This is a genomic window from Streptomyces sp. NPDC047917, from assembly GCF_043204345.1.
GTDB lineage: Bacteria > Actinomycetota > Actinomycetes > Streptomycetales > Streptomycetaceae > Streptomyces > Streptomyces sanglieri.
In genome coordinates, this window is the sequence record NZ_JBIDCA010000005.1 from 432,353 (window position 1) to 450,366 (window position 18,014).

Genomic DNA, 18,014 nt, shown 5'->3' on the forward strand with positions numbered 1-18,014 from the left:
TTTCGCACAGGTGGCGGCAGCGGGCCGATTTCCCCCGTACGGCCCTCACGGTGGCCGTAGCGTAATTACGCTGCTACTCAACGCAGCGCACATTTCATGGGGGTACGGCACCACATGGCTTCTCGCAGCTCGGTGGACGACCTGGTGGTCGTCGTCCCGGGAATTCTCGGCAGTCGGCTGGCGGACGCGGACGGGCACGAGGTCTGGGGCCTGTCGGGCCGGGCCCTCCTGCACGGGATCCGTACGTTCGGCCGGTCCGTCAAGGGCCTCGCGCTCCCCCCGGACCTGGGCGACGAGCACCCGGGCGACGGTGTGCGCCCGCTCGGTCCGATGCGCGACCTGCACGGGCTCCTGGGCATCGGGACGCTCGTGGACGGCTACGACGGCTTCCTGGAGTGGCTGGAGGACAACTTCACGCTCCGGCGGCGGGGCGAGAAGGACGAGGCGGACTCCCCCGCCAATCTGACCGGCTTCGCCTACGACTGGCGGCTGTCCTGCCGCTACAACGCGGACCGGCTGGCCGAGCGGGTCGACGAGGAGCTCGGCCGCTGGCGGGCCTCGGCGCCGGAGCGGGCCGAGGCCCGAGTCGTCTTCATCTGCCACTCGATGGGCGGCCTGGTCGCCCGCCACTACGTGGAGCGGTGCGGCGGCGCGGAGGTGACACGCCGCGTGATCACGCTCGGAACGCCGTACCGGGGCTCTCTGGACGCCCTGCTCTCTCTGGTCAACGGGGTGGGCCCGGCCGGTATCGGGCTCACCTCGTTCGCCCGCGGCCTTCCCTCCCTCCACCAGCTCGTCCCCGACTACGCCGCGCTGATCACCGAGCCGGGCGGGCCGCTGCGCCACGCCCGTGAGGTGACCGGCCTGCCCGGGACCGACGCGGCCCTGATCGAGGACGCCGCGCGTTTCCACGAGGCGCTGCGGGAATCCGGGGCGGGAACGGCGTACGGAGTGGAGTACGTACCGATCAGCGGGGTGCTCCAGCCGACCCCGACCACCGCCGAGGTCCGGGGCGAGAGGCTGACCGGTCTGCTCACGATCGACGGGGCCGACGAGGGCGGCGACGGCCGCGTGCCCAGGCTCTCCAGCGCCCACGTGGGGGCGGCGGGACGGCCCGCGCTCACGCCCTGGGAGAAGCACGGCTCGCTCCAGAACAACACGGCACTGCGCCAGAACCTCTACAACTGGCTCACCCCGGACCTGCCGGTCCACCGGGGCACGGAGACCGCGGGCGTCCCGCTGGTGGTGGACGCCCCGGACGTGATCGCCGAGGGCGAGGTGTACGAGCTGCGGGCCACGGTCCCCCAGGACGTACGGGGTCACGACCGGGTGGCCGTCTTCGCGGCGGCCGAGGGCGGTCGGGCGCGGACGCTGAGCAACCTGGGCGGCGGCCGTTACGTGGCCCGGCTCGCCGGGCTGCCGGCCGGGCCGCACCGGGTGCGGGTGAGTACGGGGAGCACGGGCCATGTCGTGATGACCGCGCTGGTGCTGGTACTGGAGGGCGGGGCGGGCGATGGTGTGTGAGACGGGCGGGGCGGGCGTGACGGGCGGGGCGGGCGTCGAAGCACGTGAGCCGGCGGGCGTCGACGGACGCGAGCCGGTGGGAACGGCGGACGGCGAAGCACGTGAGCCGGCGGGCGTCGACGGACGCGAGCCGGTGGGAACGGCGCTGTGTGTGGTGTGTGAGGAGTACGCCGACCGGCGGAGCTTTCCCCGGCTGGCCGGTGCGACGGTCCAGATGGCGGAGATCGCCGGGCTGCTGGACGGCCTGGGGGTCGCGACGCATGTGGCGGGCGGTGGGAACCCGTCCTGGACGGCTTTCGACGAGGCCCTCACCACCTGGAGCGAGGGCTGGCGGGAGACGGGGGCGGCGAAGCCCGCGATCATCGTCTGGTCGGGGCACGGCGTGCTGATCGACGACGAACTGCGCCTCGCTCTCTGCGACCTGGATCTCGACGTCGAACAGGCGACGCGTGACGCACGCGCCCTGAGGCGGGGCATTTCGGCCGAGACGCTGGTCAATGAGGCGGTGGCGTCGGGCGCGGACCAGATCCTGGTGATCATCGACACCTGTCACGCGGGGGACGCGGTGGGCCGGGGCATGGAGAAGGCCCTGCGCCGCTGGGAGGGCATGTCCACGCCGCCCGGGCAGGTGAAGTGGCTGGGAATCGTGGCGAGTTGCCGGCGCAACGAGACGTCGGACGGCGGCGGCCCCCTGCTCACCGCGTTGGCGGAGGTACTGAGGGACGGTCCCGCCACCACCGAGTACCGCTCGGCGTGGAGCGCCCGCAACGAGCTGGTCGGCGGCCCGGACCTGCTGGCCGCGCTGACCGAGCGCTGGCGCGGCGAGGGCCAGACGCCGGTACCCGCGACCCTCGGCACCGGACTCCCGGTCTTTCCCAACCCGCGCCATGTGCCCGGGTCCCCCGCCCGGCTGGTGGAGCACCTGGTGCTCGCGGCGCGCGGGGTCGGGTACCGCGAGGAGGGCTGGTTCTTCACGGGACGGAAGGAGGTGCTGGGCCGGATCGTCGCGTGGCTGGCGGCGGACGAGGCCGGGCTCTTCCTGGTGACCGGCCCGGCGGGCTGCGGCAAGTCGGCCGTACTGGGCCGGATCGCGACCCTCACGGACCCCGTGCAGCGGAGGGAGACCGAGAAGTACGGGGGCCTGCGCGAGGACGACCCGGACCCGGGCCTGAACCCCGGCCGCTCCCTCGCCTCCGTACACCTGCGGGGCCTGAGCCCCCTCCAGGCGGTCTCGGAACTGGCCCGGCAGCTCGGGCTGCCCGAGCCCCGCAACACGGACGACTTCCGCGGCGAGCTCCGTGAGCTGTCCCCGCAGCCGGTGCTGGTGCTCGACGGCCTGGACGAAGTACCCGCCGAGCACCTGCGCGCCATGATCGAGGAGCTGGTCTTCCCGCTCAGCCGGACGGGCCCGGTCCTGCTCGGCTCCCGCGACCGCGCGTTCCGCAGCCGCCTGGCGGAGGACGGGCGCGGGGACGAGACGCTGCCGGACGCCCTGACGCGGCTGATCGGCGCGGGTGTCACCACCGCGGACCTGGAGCGGGAACCGCACACCGAGAAGGACATCGGTGAGTACGTGTTCCGCCGGTGCGCGGAGGCCGGTGTCCCGCAGGACCGGGCGCGGGAGACGGGCGACGCGGTCGCCTCGCGGGCCACGGCCGTGGGCGGCGGGTTCCTGTTCGCCCGGCTGGTGGTGGGGTCGCTGCTGGCGGGGGCGGGCGCCGCCCGTGGCGACCGGTGGCCGGCCGGCCTGCCGGACTCCATCGAGGCCGCGTTCGAGGAGGATCTGCGGGCCGGGCCGGTGCGGGTCCGGGAGGACGGCACCGAACTTCCCGGCGCCGCACGCGACTTGCTGACGGCCCTCGCGTGGACGGTCGGGCGCGGCATGCCCGCCGGGGGCGTGTGGGAGGAGGTCGCCGGGGCGCTGGGCGGCGGTGACGTGTCGTACGACGAGAGCGATGTGGACTGGCTGCTGTCCGTCTACGGCCGCTATGTCGTCGAGGACGCGGAAGGCGGACAGGCGGTGTTCCGGCTGTACCACCGCGAGTTCGTGTCGCATCTCGCGGACCGGCCGGGGCCGGGTGGTGCCGAGGCCGGAGAGGTGGTGCCGGCCGCACTCGTCGCGTACGCCGAGCGGCGGACGGCGGACGGCGGCTGGGACTCGGTCGATCCGTACGTGCGGCGGGGGCTGGCGCTGCACGCGGCGCGGGCGGGTGCGGCGGGGATCGCGATGCTGAGGGGACCGGCGGAGCGGGGCGGGGAGGGCGCGGTCCCCGTTCTGGCCCAGGCGTTGATCCTCTTCTCCCAGCGGCTCAGGACGGAAGGGCGTCCCGACGAAGCACTGAGTGCGGCGCGGGAGGCGCTCACCCTGTACAAGGAGCTGGAGCGCACCTTTCCCGGGGTCTTCAGCACGGCGCTGGTACGCACCCTCATCAACGTTGCCAACCGGTACGCCGACATCGGCGACCGCGAGGGGGCGCTGCCACCGGCGCGCGAAGCGGTCGAGCTCCAGCGGAGCCTCGCCGACGCGGGCGGAAGCGCGTGCCTCCCCGATCTGGCTCTCGCCCTCGGCACTCTCGGCCGGCGTGTCCACGACATCGGCGACCGCGAGGGGGCGCTCGCGCTCACCCTGGACTCAGTCGGCATCTACCGGCAGCTCGTCGAACGGACTCCGGCGGCGTTCCGTCCCGGCCTCGCCGCCACGCTGACCAACCTGGCGGCGAATCTCTCGACCGTCGGGGAGCGCCGGGCCGCCGTACCTCTCGCGCAGGAGGCCGTGGAGATCTACACCGAGCTCGCCGCGGCGCACCCCGACGAGTTCCTGGCCCCTCTCGCCTCCGCGCTGACCAACCTGGCCAGCAGTCTCAAGTCCGTCGGGAACCACGTGGGCGCGCTTCCTCACGCGGTGGCAGCGGTCCGGGTCGACCGGAAGGTGGCCGCGCGCCACCCCACCGGTCTCCGGTCCGCCCTGGCCGGCTCCCTGACCAATCTGTCCGTGCACCGGGAGGACGTCGGTGATCTCGCGGGGTGCCTCGCGCCCGCGCGGGAGGCCGTGGAGATCTGCCGGGAACTCGTCGCGCGTCATCCGGTCGCCTTCCAGCCGCAGTTGGCGGGCGCTCTGCACAACCTGGCGGACCGGATCTCCGCCACCGGGGACCACGAGGGCGCGCTCGCTCCGGCGCGGGATGCCGCGCGCATGTACGCCGGGCTCGCTTTGCAGCACCCCGACGTCTTCCAGCCGGATCTCGCCCGGTCCCTGACCTCACTGGCCAACAAGACGGCCGCCGCGGGAGACCGCGCTTCGGCGGTGCTGCTCGCGCGGGAGGCCGTACGCATCCAGCGCGAGCTGGCCGCGGAACGGCCGACAGCGTCCCTCCCGGGCCTGGCCGCGATGCTCAACAACCTCGCCATGCACCTCGTCGCCGCGGGTGAGCCCGCGACGGCTCTGCCCAACGCCGAGGAAGCGACCGCACTCTACGGGCGTCTGGCCGCCGAGGACCCGGACGCCTTCCTCGCAGAGTTCGCGACGGCCCTCACCAACCTCGGCAACCACCGGGCAACCCTGGGCGACGTTTCGGGGGCGCTCACGGCGGGCCGGGAGTCGGTCGCCATCCGCCGCGCACTCGCCGCCCAGCACCCCGCCGTCTTCCGGCCGGAGCTGGCCACGTCACTCACCAATCTCGCCGCCCACCTGAACAGGGCCAAGGACCCGACGGCGGGGCTGCGGGCCTCGGAGGAAGCTGTCGCCCTCTTCCGTGAACTCGCCGCACGCGAGCCTGCCCTCCGCTCCCCTCTCGCGGGCTCACTCGGCACTCTGGCCCAGAACCTCGCCGACACCGGCAGCCGGAAGGAGGCCCTGGTGCCGGCCGGCGAGGGGGTCCGGATCCTGCGTGGGCTCGTCGACGAACTCAGCGGTGCCCACCTGCCCGATCTGGCTCTCTCCCTGCAGAACCTCAGCAAGCACCTGGGGGCCGGCCAGGACGCCGAAGGGGCGGTGGGCGCGGCGCGGGAAGCGGCCGCCGCCTACCGGACCCTGGCACTGGAGAACCCCGGTGCCTTCGAGAAGTCCCTGGTCTCCGCACTCGCCAACCTGGCCGGGGCACTCGCCCTCACCGACGACCACGCGTCGGCGGTCCGGGAATTCGACGAGGCCGTGGCGGAGTTCGGCGCCCACCCCGCAACCGCCCGGCGCCTCGGTGCCGAGCGGAGCATCTTCCTGCTGGGCTGTCCCGGTGCCCGGGCCTCGGCCGGCGTACGGGAACTGGTGTCCTTTCTCCACCGGGACGCCACGCCGGACGGCGGCGCGGACCCCGTGACCGTACGGGCCCGGCGGGCGCTGCGCGCGTACGGCGATCCCGACGCGGTCCGCACCGCGTGGGAGGAGGAGACCCTCGCCCCCGCACCCGCCTGGCTCGCCCTGTCGGCCAGGACGCTGGACCTCGTCGGTTCCTGGATGTTCGCGCCCGACTGGCCCGGGTCACGCGACGTCTGGTCCCGGAACGCCGAAGTGCTCGGCAGCGGGGAGGCGGCGACGGCACTGGAGGAGCTGGCGTTCCTGGACCCCCGCACCGCACAGCAGCACGCCGCGCTCCGCGAGGCCGTCCTCGCCCACGGCGTGACCGCCGCGTACGATCCGCTGATCCTCGCGGAACAGGTGGCGGAGTGGGTGGACTGCGCCGACTGGGCGGAGTCACGGGCCTTCCTCCGGGACCATCCCGGGATCCTCCGGGCCCGGCCGCCGGAGGACACCCCGCTCGCGCACGTCGCCGTCCTCGATGTCGCCCGTACCGAAGGGCTGGACGCCGCGTACCGCCTCGTCGAGGACCGCGACGCGCTCCAGGCGTACGTGGAAAGGGCGTTGGCGGCGGGGGACGGCAACGCGCTGCTGCACGCCGCGGCCGTCGAGGGGCAGGTCTTCGACGACGGCCTGTCCTCCCTCACCCACGCCCAGGCGGGCCTGGTGCTCGCCGGATCCGTCGAGGGCGTCGAACCGGAGGAGCTGGCCACGCTCCTGCCCCGCGCGCCCGAGGCGACCCGGGCCAGGCTGCTGCGGGAGATCGTCGCGCTGAGCGTCCGGCACGCCCACCCGCACGGCGAGACGTGGCTCCGGATGGTCCAGGCCCTCAACGGGGCCGCCTGACGACCCCGGAAAGGGAGAGGGCCCTGCCCCACGCGGCTGCGTGGAGCAGGGCCCTCCCGTCGTGCCGGGCGTATCAGGCCTTCGCGGGCTCCGGTTCCTCGGAGGCGGTCGCCTCCGCGGGGGCCGGGGCGGGCACGCCCGCCTTCTTCGCGCGCTTGGCCTCCTTCTTCTTCGCGCGGCGCTCCTTGCGGAGCTCCACCATCGCGTAGAGCGTCGGCACCAGCAGGAGCGTCAGCAGGGTCGAGGTGACCAGGCCGCCGATCACGACCACGGCGAGCGGCTGCGAGATGAAGCCGCCCTCACCGGTGACGCCGAGTGCCATCGGGAGCAGGGCGAAGATGGTCGCGAGTGCGGTCATCAGGATCGGGCGGAGCCGGTGGCGGCCGCCCTCCATGACCGCTTCGACGACACCCATGCCCTGGGTCCGGTACTGGTTGATCAGGTCGATCAGCACGATCGCGTTGGTGACCACGATGCCGATCAGCATCAGCATGCCGATCATCGCCGGTACGCCCATCGGGGTGCCGGTGATCACGAGCAGGCCGATGGCGCCGGTCGCCGCGAACGGGATGGAGACCAGCAGGATCAGCGGCTGGATGAGGGACTTGAAGGTCGCCACCAGCAGCATGAAGACGATCGCGATCGCGGCCAGCATGGCCAGGCCGAGCTTCAGGAACGCGTCGTTCTGGTCCTCGGAGACGCCGCCGATGGTGGCGGTGGCACCGTCCGGGAGCTTCAGCTCGTCGATCTTCTTCTGGAGCGCGGTGCCGACCGCACCGGTGTTGTCACCGATGGGCTTGGCGGTGATCGTCGCGGCGCGCTGGCCGTCGATCCGGGTCATCGAGACCGGGCCGGGGACCAGCTCGACATCGGCGATCTGACCGAGCTTCACCGGGCCGAGCGGGAGGTCCTTCAGCTCGGCCATCGTGGTGGCCGGGTGGGCGGAGCTGATGACGACGTCGCGCTCGGTGTCGTCCATGATCGCCTTGCCGGACGGGGTGCCGCGCACCGCTCCGGCGACGGCCGCGCCGAGCGTGGCCTGGTTGAAGCCGGCCTCGGCGGCCTTGGGCGTGGCCTTGACCGAGATCCGCGGGACGCTCTGCGCGAGGTCGCTCTGGACGTCGGTGACGTCCTTCAGCCCGGCCACCCCGGCCCGGACCTGCTCGGACGCCTTCCTCAGCACGTCCGCGTCGGAGGCCTTGACCACGACGCTGAGGTCCTGGCTGCCGAAGCCGTCGCCCGCGGCGATGGTGGTGTCACCGATGCCGTCGAGCTTGCCGAGCGCGGTGTCGATGCGCTTCTGCGTGGCGTCGAAGTCGCCCGAGTCCTTCAGGGTGACCTGGTAGGAGGCCTGGTTGGCACCGGTGCCGCCGCCGAAGGCCGCCATGAAGCCGGACGAGCCGACGGTGACCTGGTAGTCCTTGACGCCCTCGTCCTCGGTGAGGACCTTCTCGACCTTCCTGGCCGCCTTGTCGGCGGCCGCCAGGCTGGTGCCGGGGGCCAGCTCCTGCTTGATGGAGAGGACTTCCTGCTCGCCCTGGTCGAAGAAGTTGGTCTTCAGCAGCGGGGCCATGCCGAAGGTGGCGAGGAACACCACGATCGCGATGACGATGCTGGTGATGCGACGCCGGGTGGCGAAGCGCAGCACCGGGATGTACAGCTTCTGGAGCCGGCTGCGGGCCTCCTTCTCCTCGGCCTCGCGGCGCGCCCGGTCCGGGTCCTCCGTGGCGCCCTTCGGGGCGCGCAGGAACCAGTACGACAGGACGGGGACGACGGTCAGCGAGACCAGCAGGGATGCCAGCAGGGCCGCGGTGACGGTCAGTGAGAAGGAGCCGAAGAGCTCGCCGACCATGCCGCCGACGAGACCGATCGGCAGGAAGACGGCGACCGTGGTGAGGGTCGAGGAGGTGACCGCGCCGGCCACTTCCTTCACCGCGGTGATGATCGCCGACTGGCGCTCCTCGCCGTAGCCGAGGTGACGCTTGATGTTCTCCAGGACCACGATCGAGTCGTCGACGACACGGCCGATCGCGATGGTCAGCGCGCCCAGCGTGAGCATGTTGAGCGAGAGGTCACGGGTCCAGAGCACGATCAGCGCGAGGACCACGGAGAGCGGGATGGAGACCGCGGTGACCAGGGTCGAGCGCAGCGAGGCGAGGAAGACCAGGATCACGATGACGGCGAAGAGCAGACCCAGCGCGCCCTCGGTGGTCAGACCGGAGATCGCCTTGGAGACGGCGGGGCCCTGGTCGGAGACCACGGTCAGTTCGGCACCGGCTCCGAGGTCCTTGCGGAGGTCGGGGAGCTTGTCCTTGACCGCGTCCGAGATGGCGACGGCGCTGCCGTCCTTGTCCATCGTGGCCATCACGGCGAGGCTCGGCTTGCCGTTCGTACGGGTGATGGAGACCGCGGTGGACGGCTCCTGCTTCACCTTGGCGACGTCACCGACGCGGACCGGCTCGCCGGGCTTGCCCGTGGCCGGGTCCTGACCGGTGACCCGCAGGTCCTCGATCTGCTTCAGGGAGGTGAAGGCACCGCCGACCTGGACGGTGCGGCTCTTGCCCGACTCGGAGAAGGAACCGGCGGGGACGGTCGCCCCGCCCGCCTGGAGCGCCTGGGAGAGCGTCATGGCGTTCAGACCGGCGGCGGCGAGCTTCTTGTCGTCGGGGGTGACGGAGACCTGAAGGTCCTGCACACCGTCGACGGAGACCTGGCCGACGCCGCTGATGTCCTCCAGGGCGGGGACGACCGTGCGGTCCAGCTGGTCGGCGAGCGCCTGCTGGTCCTTGTCGGAGGTGACGGCGAGGACGACGGCCGGGATGTCGTCCGTCGAACCGGCGATGACCTGCGGGTCGACGTCGTCGGGAAGCTGGGCGCGGGCGCGGTTCACCGCCTGCTGGATGTCGGCGACGAGCTGCTTGGTGCCCTCGCTGCCGAAGTCGAAGGACGCCATGATGACGGCGCTGCCCTCGCTGGCGGTCGAGGTGATCCCGGTGACGCCGTCGACGGCCTTGACCGAGTTCTCCAGCGGCTCGACGACCTGCTTCTCGACCACATCGGGGGACGCACCCTGGTAGGGGGCGATGACCGACACCATCGGAAGTTCGATGGTGGGCAGCAGCTGCTGCTTGAGCTGCGGGATCGCTATCGCCCCGAATACGAGCGCGACGATCGAGATCAAACCGATCAGGGCCCGTTGCGCGAGGCTGAATCTGGACAGCCAGGACATGGGTGGGTCTCTCTTCTGTGGCTTACGCGGCAGGTGGGCGGGCGGCTGAGGGGCAGACCCGGCCCATCTATACGATCGCCTGCCGGCAGGGCCCGGGGCGTCAATCCCAGGTCGCTTTCTTATGCCGCGCATACCGCAGGTGGAGTACGCCGTATCTCCACCCCTCACTCCACCCTGGGGCGCACCAGGCCTGATTCGTAGGCAATTACCACCAATTGGGCCCGGTCCCTGGCGCCCAGCTTCGCCATCGCCCGGTTCACATGGGTCTTGACGGTGAGCGGGCTGACGGCGAGCCGCTCGGCGATCTCGTCGTTGGAGTGGCCGCCGGCGACCAGGACGAGCACCTCGCGTTCCCGGCCGGTGAGCGCGGCGAGCCGGTCGGTGTACTCCGCGGCGCTCGGCCCCTCGCCGTCCGAACTGCCGCCCTGCGCGAGGAAGGTGGCGATCAGCCCCTTGGTCGCGGCGGGCGACAGGAGCGCCTCGCCGCCCGCGGCGATACGGATCGCGTTGAGCAGTTCCTCGGGTTCCGCCCCTTTGCCGAGGAAGCCGGACGCCCCGGCGCGCAGTGACTGCACCACGTACTCGTCGACCTCGAAGGTGGTGAGCATGACGACCCGCACGCCGGCCAGTCCGGGATCGGCGCTGATCATGCGGGTCGCGGTGAGTCCGTCCGTGCCGGGCATCCGGATGTCCATCAGCACCACGTCGGCGCCGGTCGAGCGGGCGAGCTCCACGGCCTGTGCGCCGTCCGCCGCCTCCCCGACCACCTCCATGTCGGCCTCCGAGTCGACCAGCACCCGGAACGCGCTGCGCAGCAGCGCCTGGTCGTCGACGAGCAGCACCTTGATGGGCTCTGTCATGCGGTTTCCCCCGTCCGGCCCACCGCGCCCGGCTCCCCGGACTCTCCTGTGCGGGCCTCGACGGGCAGGATCGCATGGACCCTGAATCCGCCGCCGTAGCGGGGCCCGGCGGTGAGGGTGCCGCCGAGCGCGGTGACACGTTCGCGCATGCCGAGCAGGCCGTGCCCGCCGCCGTCGCCGTGGCAGCCGCCCCCGCCGGAGCCGTTGTCGATCACGGTGACCTCGGCCGTGGCCCCGACCCGTACGACGCTCACCTCGGCCCGGGCCCCGGAGCCCGCGTGCTTGCGGACATTGGTCAGCGCCTCCTGGATGACCCGGTACGCGGCCAGGTCGACGGCCGCGGGCAGCGGGGGCCGCCGGTCGGTGCAGACCACGTCGACGGGAAGCCCGGCCCGGCGGACGGTGTCGACCAGTGCGTCGAGGACGGCGAGGCCGGGTGCGGGTTCGGTCGGCGCCGCCGGGTCGCCGGACTGCCTCAGCAGCCCGACGGTGGCCCGCAGTTCGTCGAGCGCGGAACGGCTGGCCTCGCGGACGTGGGCGAGCGCCTCCTTGGCCTGGTCGGGGCGCTTGTCCATGACGTGGGCGGCCACCCCGGCCTGGACGTTGACCAGGGCGATGTGGTGGGCGACGACGTCGTGGAGATCGCGGGCGATCCGCAGCCGCTCCTCGGCGACCCGCCGCCGGGCCTCCTCCTCGCGGGTGCGCTCGGCCCGGTCGGCCCGTTCCCTGATCGCGTCGACGAAGGCGCGCCTGGAACGGACGGCGTCCCCCGCCGCGCAGGCCATGCCGGTCCAGGCGAAGACTCCGAAGTTCTCCTGGCTGTACCAGGGCGCCGCGCCGAAGAGCATCGCCGAGCCGGTCAGCACGGCCACCGTGAGCAGACCGACCCGCCAGGTGGTGGGCCGGTCGGTGCGGGCGGCGACGGTGCACAGCGCGATGACGGTGGCCATGACCACGGGGGCGGGCGGGTCGGACTTCACCAGCTCGACGACGGTCAGCCCGGCGGTGACCGCGAGCACCACCAGGGGACTGCGCCGCCGCCAGATGAGCGCCACGGCGCCGGCCACCATCAGCAGCACACCGCTGACTGCGGGCGGGCGGGTCCCGAAGGAGGGCCCCTCCCCCGGGCGCGGGTGGATGAACGACCCGCCGACCATCGCCACCAGCACGGCCAGGGCCAGGGCGGCGTCCAGCGCGAGGGGATGGTCGCGCAGCCAGTGCCGGACGCGCAGAACACCGGTTCCGAGGGTGGTCACGTCAAGCTACGTTACGGCGTGTCGCGGGGGAATCCGACCGGATCCCGCGCGAACGGCGTCCGGACACGCCCGTGCCCCGGGTCCGGCGGACCGGACCCGGGGCACGGGTTCACGCGTGTGCTGGAGCGGGGAGAGCGGCGTCAGCCGGGGATCAGCCCGTCGTCGCGGAGCATGGCGCGCACCTCTTCGAGGGTCGCGTCGGCCGAGGGCAGGATCAGCTCGGACGGCTCCAGGGAGTCGTCGGGCAACGCTGTGCCGAGCTCGCGCACCCTGGCCAGGAGCGCGTGGAGAGTGGTCCGGAAACCCGGTCCGTCACCGCTCTCCATCTCGGCGAGCAGTTCGTCGTCGAGCCCGTCGAGCTCGGCGAGATGACTGTCGGCCAGTGCAACCTGGCCCTCCCCCATGATCCGTACGATCATGACGCCGCCTCAACTCTTGTCGAACCTGTGCGGGGACTGCGACGACTGCTGCTGGGCGGAGTCCTGCGGGCCGCCCTCGATCGCCTGCTGGCTGGAGCCGCCGGCCAGCTCGGCCTTCATGCGCTGAAGCTCCAGCTCCACATCCGTACCACCGGAGATCCGGTCCAGCTCGGCGGCGATGTCGTCCTTCGCCGTGCCGGTCGGGTCGTCCAGGGCACCGGAGGCGAGCAGCTCGTCGATCGCGCCGGCCCTGGCCTGCAGCTGCTGGGTCTTGTCCTCGGCCCGCTGGATCGCCAGGCCGACGTCGCCCATCTCCTCCGAGATCCCGGAGAACGCCTCGCCGATCCGGGTCTGCGCCTGGGCGGCGGTGTAGGTGGCCTTGATGGTCTCCTTCTTGGTGCGGAAGGCATCGACCTTGGCCTGCAGCCGCTGCGCCGCGAGGGTGAGCTTCTCCTCCTCGCCCTGCAGCGTGGTGTGCTGCGTCTCCAGGTCGGTGACCTGCTGCTGGAGTGCGGCGCGCCGGGACAGCGCCTCGCGGGCCAGGTCCTCGCGGCCGAGCGCGAGTGCCTTGCGGCCCTGGTCCTCCAGCTTGGACGACTGTCCCTGCAGCTGGTTCAGCTGCAGTTCGAGCCGCTTGCGCGAAGTCGCCACGTCGGCGACCCCGCGACGTACCTTCTGAAGCAGTTCGAGCTGCTTCTGGTACGAGTAATCGAGGGTCTCGCGCGGATCCTCGGCCCGGTCAAGGGCCTTGTTTGCCTTCGCGCGGAAGATCATCCCCATACGCTTCATGACACCGCTCATGGGCTTCGCGCGCCCCCTTCTGACGGACTGAGCTCCAGCACTCCAACAGAACCCACAGTACGGGCCCTGCCTCTATTACCGCACTGTTCGAGCAAGGATGTGCTCCTACCCAAGGACGACTGCACCAGGTCACCACTCCGGCCCAAGGAGTAGGCGGGGGTAAGGGAGACCCGGTCACGTCACCCGTACCGGGCACCCCGGTACACCTGCGAGGACGCAGGCCGTTGCCGGATCGTTCCCGACCGGCCTGGGGTCATGGGAAACGAACCCGTACCCTTGGGCCTTGTGTTCCGTAGCCGTTCGAAGGAAGAGAAGGCGCCCACCGGCAAGGTGACGGCGGACCTCTCCAAGCAGCCCCGCGACCCGCAGGCCCCCAAAGGTCGCCCCACCCCCAAGCGCAGCGATGCCCAGTCGCAGCGCCGTCGCGCCTCCAGTGGCGCGCCGCTCGACCGCAAGGAGGCCATGAAGCGGCAGCGCGAAGCGCGCCGTGTGGACATGGCCAAGCAGCGTGAGGCGCTCGCCAGTGGCGACGAGCGCTATCTGCCGGCTCGCGACAAGGGCCCGGTGCGGCGCTTCGTCCGCGACTACGTGGACTCACGTTTCTGCATCGCGGAGTTCTTCCTGCCGCTCGCCGTGATCATCCTGATTCTCAGCGTGATCCAGGTGCAGAACATCCAGACCATCTCGCTGCTGCTCTGGCTCATCGTGATCGTGCTGATCGTGCTCGACTCGGTCGGTCTGTCGATCCGCCTCAAGAAGCAGCTCAAGGAGCGCTTCCCCGATACGCCCAAGCGTGGCGCGGTCGCCTACGGCCTGATGCGCACGCTTCAGATGCGTCGCCTCCGGCTCCCGAAGCCGCAGGTCAAGCGTGGAGAGCGGCCCTGAACACGCACATCTCCGGCTCGGTCGGCGGTCCGTCCGCCGGCCGGCCGGACGATGTCGTTCCCGTGGCCGGGTTCTCCGGCGCCTCCTCGGTGTGGCTGAAGGGACTCGGCGGGCTGCGCAACACCGTCCGCCAGGAACTGGTGGCCCGGCAGCTCGACGAGCAGATAGCGGCCCGCTTCCCGGTCGGGCAGCGGCTGCGGGTGCTGGACGTCGGCATGGGCCAGGGCACCCAGGCGCTGCGCCTGGCTCGGGCCGGTCATACGGTGACCGGCCTGGAGTCGGACGCCGAGATGCTGCGGGTGGCCAAGGAGGCGCTCGGCAGCGAGCCCGCGGGCATCCGTGAGCGGGTCCGGCTGATCGAGGGCAACGGCCTGGACACCGGGGTGCACTTCCTGCCCGGCAGCTTCGACGTGGTGCTCTGCCACGGCGTGCTGATGTATGTCCGGGATCCGGACGCGATGCTGGCGGGCCTGGCCCGGATGCTCGCCCCGGGCGGACTGCTCTCGCTGCTCGTACGGAACGCGGACGCGCTGGCGATGCGCCCCGGGACCGCCGGGGACTGGGACGGGGCGCTGGCCGCGTTCGACACGGACACGTACACCAACCGGCTCGGCCTCACCGTGCGGGCCGACCGGCTGGACGCCCTGACGGCCACACTCGCCGGGATCGCGGCGCCGCTGCACGCCTGGTACGGGGTGCGCGTCTTCACGGACAACGTGAGCAACGACGTGGAGCTGCCGGCCGCGGCCGAGCTGGAGCAGGTGCTCGCCGCGGAGGACCGGGCCGGGCGGACCGATCCGTACCGCCGGGTGGCCGCGCTGCTGCACCTGTGCGGGGTCCGGGGCTGAGGGGACACGGGCGCGGGTCGCCGGGGCTGCCCGGCGCCGTGCCCCGACCGGCCGAACCCAAGAGGTCGCCAAAAGGGACAAAAGCAACAATCGGAGCATGGATATATTCCACTCCCGCGCCCGCGTCCGCCGGCTGCTGCTGCCCCTGGCCGCAGGGATCTGCGCGATCGCCCTGGTGAGCGGATGCTCGGACGCGGCCTCCGAGTCACCCAGGTCCGACCCCAGCGATCCGGCCTCCGCGACCCGGACCGCGAGCGATCTGCAGAGCGACTACCAGGCCGTGATCAAGGACGTGCTGCCGTCGGTGGTGCAGATCCAGACCGCCGAGGGCCTGGGCTCCGGCATCGTCTACGACACCAAGGGCCACATCGTCACCAATGCCCATGTGGTCGGCAACGACAGGACGTTCAAGGTCACCGTCGCGACCGGCGAGAAGGTGCTGAACGCCGCGCTGGTGGCCTCCTACCCGGAGCAGGATCTGGCCGTCATCAAGCTCGACAGCGTGCCCGACGGGCTGAAGCCCGCGAAGTTCGGCGACTCGGAGAAGGTCGAGGTGGGGCAGATCGTGCTGGCGATGGGCTCGCCGCTCGGACTGTCCTCCAGCGTCACCCAGGGCATCGTCTCGGCGCTCGGCCGGACCGTCAGCGAGAGCCGCGCGGGCGGCGGCACCGGCGCGACGATCGCGAACATGGTGCAGACCTCGGCCGCGATCAACCCGGGCAACAGCGGGGGTGCGCTGGTCAACCTGTCCAGCGAGGTGATCGGCATCCCGACCCTGGCGGCGACCGACCCGGAGCTGGGCGGCAGCGCGGCGCCGGGGATCGGGTTCGCCATCCCGGTGTCGATGGTGAAGACGGTCGCCGACCAGATCATCAAGAGCGGCAGGGTCATCGACTCGGGCCGGGCGGCCCTGGACATCACGGGTCGCACCGTCGTCGACGACAACTACCAGCCGGCCGGCGTGGCCCTGGTCAGCGTGGCGAAGAACGGCGCCGCGGAGAAGGCGGGGCTGCGGGTCGGCGACATCATCGTCAGGTTCGACGACCTGCCGGTCACGACGATCACCTCGCTGTCGGAGGCGCTGGCCTCCGACAGACCCGGCCAGAAGGTCACGGTGACATATCTGCGCGACGGGGCGGAGAGGACGGCGAAGGTCACCCTGGGCGAGATCTGACATCCCTCCTCGCGCGAGGAGACGAGGAGATCCGGAGCGCTCCTCGCGCGAGGCGGTGGGATCAGCCCTGGTCCGCCTGGAGGCTCATGGGGCCGTAGATCTTCGTCGAGTCGTCGAAGAGCGTCACCTGGTCCGCCCCGCCGTCCAGGAGTTCCTTCCAGTACTCACCGATCCAGGACTCCGCGTCGCCCTGGGTGGTGAATTCCTCCGGCTGCAGGGCCGGCTCCGTCTCCGTACCGTCGGACTTCTCGAACCGCCACGTCCACGCCATGTCCGCCTCCTGGGTCGCTTTGCTGCCCCGCAGCCTAGTGCCTGACCGGCGGGTCGGGGCCGGTGCCGGGCCTGCTCCGTATCCGGACGAGAGGCCCCAGGTCGTGCACCGGCCGCACGGACACGGGAGGATCGAAGGCGTGGAACTGACTCTGCTCGGCACCGGAGCCCCCGACGGGCTGCCGCAGCCCGAATGTCCCTGCGCAGCCTGCGCCGTCGCCCGCGGGGCGCGCTCGCGGGCCGCGACCGCGCTGCTGGTCGACGACGCGCTGCTGCTCGATCTCACTCCGGGGGCCGTGTTCGCCGCGGCCCGTGCGGGGCACTCGCTCACCGGGGTGCGACAGGTGCTGCTCACCCATCCGCACGACGGGCCCGCCGTGGAGCTGCCGGCGGGGCTGCCCCCGGCGGGGCGGGTCCCGGACGGGCGGGTGCTGACGCTGATCAGCGGGCACCGGGTGCGTGCGGTGCCGATGGACGCGCCGGGGACCGGGTACGAGGTCACCGGACCGGCGGGCCCCCGGCTGCTGTACATGCCGCCGGGCGCCGCGCCCGCCGGCCTCACCGACCGGGTGGCGGAGCCGTACGACATGGTGGTCGGCGATGTGGTGGGGCGGCCGGACGCGGTGGCGCGGCTGCGGGCGGTGGAGGCGATCGGCCCGGCCACCGAGATCGTGGCCGTCCATCTGGACCATGCCGCGCCGCCCGGGGCCGAGCTGGACCGGCGGCTCGCGGCGGCCGGCGCCCGGGCCGTGCCGGACGGGACGACTCTGGTGGTGGGCGAGTACCACGCGGTTCCGTCGGTTCCCCGGCGCACGCTGGTGACGGGCGGGGCCCGATCGGGGAAGTCGGTGGAGGCCGAGCGGCGCCTGGAGACGCTCCCCGAGGTGGTGTACGTGGCGACCGGCGGCGGCCGGGAGGGCGACGCCGAGTGGGCGGCCCGGGTCGGTCTGCACCGGGAGCGCCGGCCGGCCGCCTGGCGCACCGAGGAGACCTGTGAGCTGGTGGAGCTGCTGGAGTCGGACGGGCCGCCGCTGCTGATCGACTGCCTGTCCCTCTGGCTGACCGACGCGATGGACCGGGTGGACGCCTGGGACGACGAGGCGTGGACCGGGGGCGGCGAGGACGCCCTGCACAAGCGGACCGCCGAGCTGGTCGCGGCGGTCCGCGGAACGCGTCGTACGGTCGTCGCCGTCACCAACGAGACCGGTTCCGGCGTGGTGCCCGCGACGGCCGCCGGGCGGCGCTTCCGGGACGAGCTGGGCCGGCTGAACGCCGCGTTCGCCGACGAGTGCGAGCAGGTGCTGCTGGTGGTGGCCGGACAGGCGCTGGTGCTGCGCGGCTGACCGGGCCGCCCGTGCCCCCGGCCGCGGGGGCCTCGCTCCGACCGGGCGCCGGAAACGCGGCGGGTACTGTTCCGCAGTAACGACCTCACCCGCGATTGTCAGCGGGAGAAGGAGCGGCGCCTGGGGCCTTCGAATCCAAGGCGGAGGAGGGAGTGATGGCGGGGCCATCGCGACTGACGACAACGCCGGAGGCGGAGGTCCCAGGCGCCGCGACGCCGCTGCCCATCGTGGGTGAGGTCGTAGCCCGCCGCCGGGCTCACCGGCCCAC

12 protein-coding genes are annotated in these 18,014 nt (G+C 72.4%); 6 read left to right on the top strand and 6 right to left on the bottom strand.

Annotated elements, in window-relative coordinates:
* Positions 1 to 114 precede the first annotated feature (114 nt).
* Positions 115 to 1,524: a hypothetical protein gene (locus ACGF8B_RS14765; protein WP_392738058.1), complete on the top strand. Its 1,410-nt coding sequence runs from the start codon at positions 115 to 117 to the stop codon at positions 1,522 to 1,524.
* Positions 1,514 to 6,661 carry a tetratricopeptide repeat protein gene (locus tag ACGF8B_RS14770; protein ID WP_392738060.1) on the top strand — a complete coding sequence of 1,716 codons (5,148 nt, stop codon included), beginning with the start codon at positions 1,514 to 1,516 and terminating at the stop codon, positions 6,659 to 6,661. The genes ACGF8B_RS14765 and ACGF8B_RS14770 overlap by 11 nt, the downstream gene beginning before the upstream one ends.
* A gap of 73 nt (positions 6,662 to 6,734) precedes the next feature.
* Here ACGF8B_RS14770 and ACGF8B_RS14775 read toward each other — a convergent pair whose 3' ends face one another.
* The 5 genes from ACGF8B_RS14775 to ACGF8B_RS14795 all read right to left on the bottom strand — a co-directional run bounded on the left by ACGF8B_RS14775 (position 6,735) and on the right by ACGF8B_RS14795 (position 13,214).
* Positions 6,735 to 9,890: an efflux RND transporter permease subunit gene (locus ACGF8B_RS14775; protein ID WP_392738062.1), complete on the bottom strand. Its 3,156-nt coding sequence runs from the start codon at positions 9,888 to 9,890 to the stop codon at positions 6,735 to 6,737.
* 164 nt (positions 9,891 to 10,054) lie between these two features.
* Positions 10,055 to 10,750 carry a response regulator gene (locus tag ACGF8B_RS14780; protein ID WP_392738065.1) on the bottom strand — a complete coding sequence of 232 codons (696 nt, stop codon included), beginning with the start codon at positions 10,748 to 10,750 and terminating at the stop codon, positions 10,055 to 10,057.
* Complete coding sequence (locus ACGF8B_RS14785) at positions 10,747 to 12,006, bottom strand: sensor histidine kinase (RefSeq protein ID WP_392738068.1); 1,260 nt, start codon at positions 12,004 to 12,006, stop codon at positions 10,747 to 10,749. The genes ACGF8B_RS14780 and ACGF8B_RS14785 overlap by 4 nt, the downstream gene beginning before the upstream one ends.
* Positions 12,007 to 12,146: 140 nt before the next feature.
* A complete protein-coding gene (locus tag ACGF8B_RS14790; protein ID WP_392738071.1) occupies positions 12,147 to 12,425 on the bottom strand; it encodes a hypothetical protein in 279 nt (92 codons plus the stop codon).
* A 9-nt stretch (positions 12,426 to 12,434) separates the two neighbouring features.
* Positions 12,435 to 13,214, bottom strand: coding sequence for a PspA/IM30 family protein (locus ACGF8B_RS14795; RefSeq protein WP_392738074.1), 780 nt, complete (start codon positions 13,212 to 13,214; stop codon positions 12,435 to 12,437).
* 297 nt (positions 13,215 to 13,511) lie between these two features.
* On the opposite strand from ACGF8B_RS14795, the gene ACGF8B_RS14800 reads away from it, so the two are divergent.
* The 3 genes from ACGF8B_RS14800 to ACGF8B_RS14810 all read left to right on the top strand — a co-directional run bounded on the left by ACGF8B_RS14800 (position 13,512) and on the right by ACGF8B_RS14810 (position 16,133).
* A complete protein-coding gene (locus tag ACGF8B_RS14800) occupies positions 13,512 to 14,111 on the top strand; it encodes a DUF3043 domain-containing protein (RefSeq protein WP_360541036.1) in 600 nt (199 codons plus the stop codon).
* Between the two features lie 89 nt (positions 14,112 to 14,200).
* The gene (locus tag ACGF8B_RS14805) at positions 14,201 to 14,959 is read left to right on the top strand and encodes a bifunctional 2-polyprenyl-6-hydroxyphenol methylase/3-demethylubiquinol 3-O-methyltransferase UbiG (protein WP_259930670.1); all 759 of its coding nucleotides are present in this window, start codon (positions 14,201 to 14,203) and stop codon (positions 14,957 to 14,959) included.
* 97 nt (positions 14,960 to 15,056) lie between these two features.
* Positions 15,057 to 16,133 carry a S1C family serine protease gene (locus ACGF8B_RS14810; protein ID WP_392738077.1) on the top strand — a complete coding sequence of 359 codons (1,077 nt, stop codon included), beginning with the start codon at positions 15,057 to 15,059 and terminating at the stop codon, positions 16,131 to 16,133.
* 61 nt (positions 16,134 to 16,194) lie between these two features.
* Here the strand turns inward: ACGF8B_RS14810 and ACGF8B_RS14815 are convergent, their stop codons facing one another.
* Positions 16,195 to 16,404, bottom strand: coding sequence for a hypothetical protein (locus ACGF8B_RS14815; RefSeq protein WP_072483289.1), 210 nt, complete (start codon positions 16,402 to 16,404; stop codon positions 16,195 to 16,197).
* A gap of 139 nt (positions 16,405 to 16,543) precedes the next feature.
* Between ACGF8B_RS14815 and ACGF8B_RS14820 the strand changes: the two genes are divergently transcribed.
* Positions 16,544 to 17,746, top strand: coding sequence for a bifunctional adenosylcobinamide kinase/adenosylcobinamide-phosphate guanylyltransferase (locus tag ACGF8B_RS14820; RefSeq protein ID WP_392738080.1), 1,203 nt, complete (start codon positions 16,544 to 16,546; stop codon positions 17,744 to 17,746).
* Positions 17,747 to 18,014 lie beyond the last annotated feature (268 nt).

Coding starts and splice junctions, on each gene's coding strand:
- ACGF8B_RS14815 (WP_072483289.1), bottom strand. CDS start 16,404: ATGGCGTGGACGTGGCGGTTCGAGAAGTCCGACGGTACGGAGACGGAG.
- ACGF8B_RS14810 (WP_392738077.1), top strand. CDS start 15,057: ATGGATATATTCCACTCCCGCGCCCGCGTCCGCCGGCTGCTGCTGCCC.
- ACGF8B_RS14770 (WP_392738060.1), top strand. CDS start 1,514: ATGGTGTGTGAGACGGGCGGGGCGGGCGTGACGGGCGGGGCGGGCGTC.
- ACGF8B_RS14765 (WP_392738058.1), top strand. CDS start 115: ATGGCTTCTCGCAGCTCGGTGGACGACCTGGTGGTCGTCGTCCCGGGA.
- ACGF8B_RS14790 (WP_392738071.1), bottom strand. CDS start 12,425: ATGATCGTACGGATCATGGGGGAGGGCCAGGTTGCACTGGCCGACAGT.
- ACGF8B_RS14775 (WP_392738062.1), bottom strand. CDS start 9,890: ATGTCCTGGCTGTCCAGATTCAGCCTCGCGCAACGGGCCCTGATCGGT.
- ACGF8B_RS14780 (WP_392738065.1), bottom strand. CDS start 10,750: ATGACAGAGCCCATCAAGGTGCTGCTCGTCGACGACCAGGCGCTGCTG.
- ACGF8B_RS14795 (WP_392738074.1), bottom strand. CDS start 13,214: ATGAAGCGTATGGGGATGATCTTCCGCGCGAAGGCAAACAAGGCCCTT.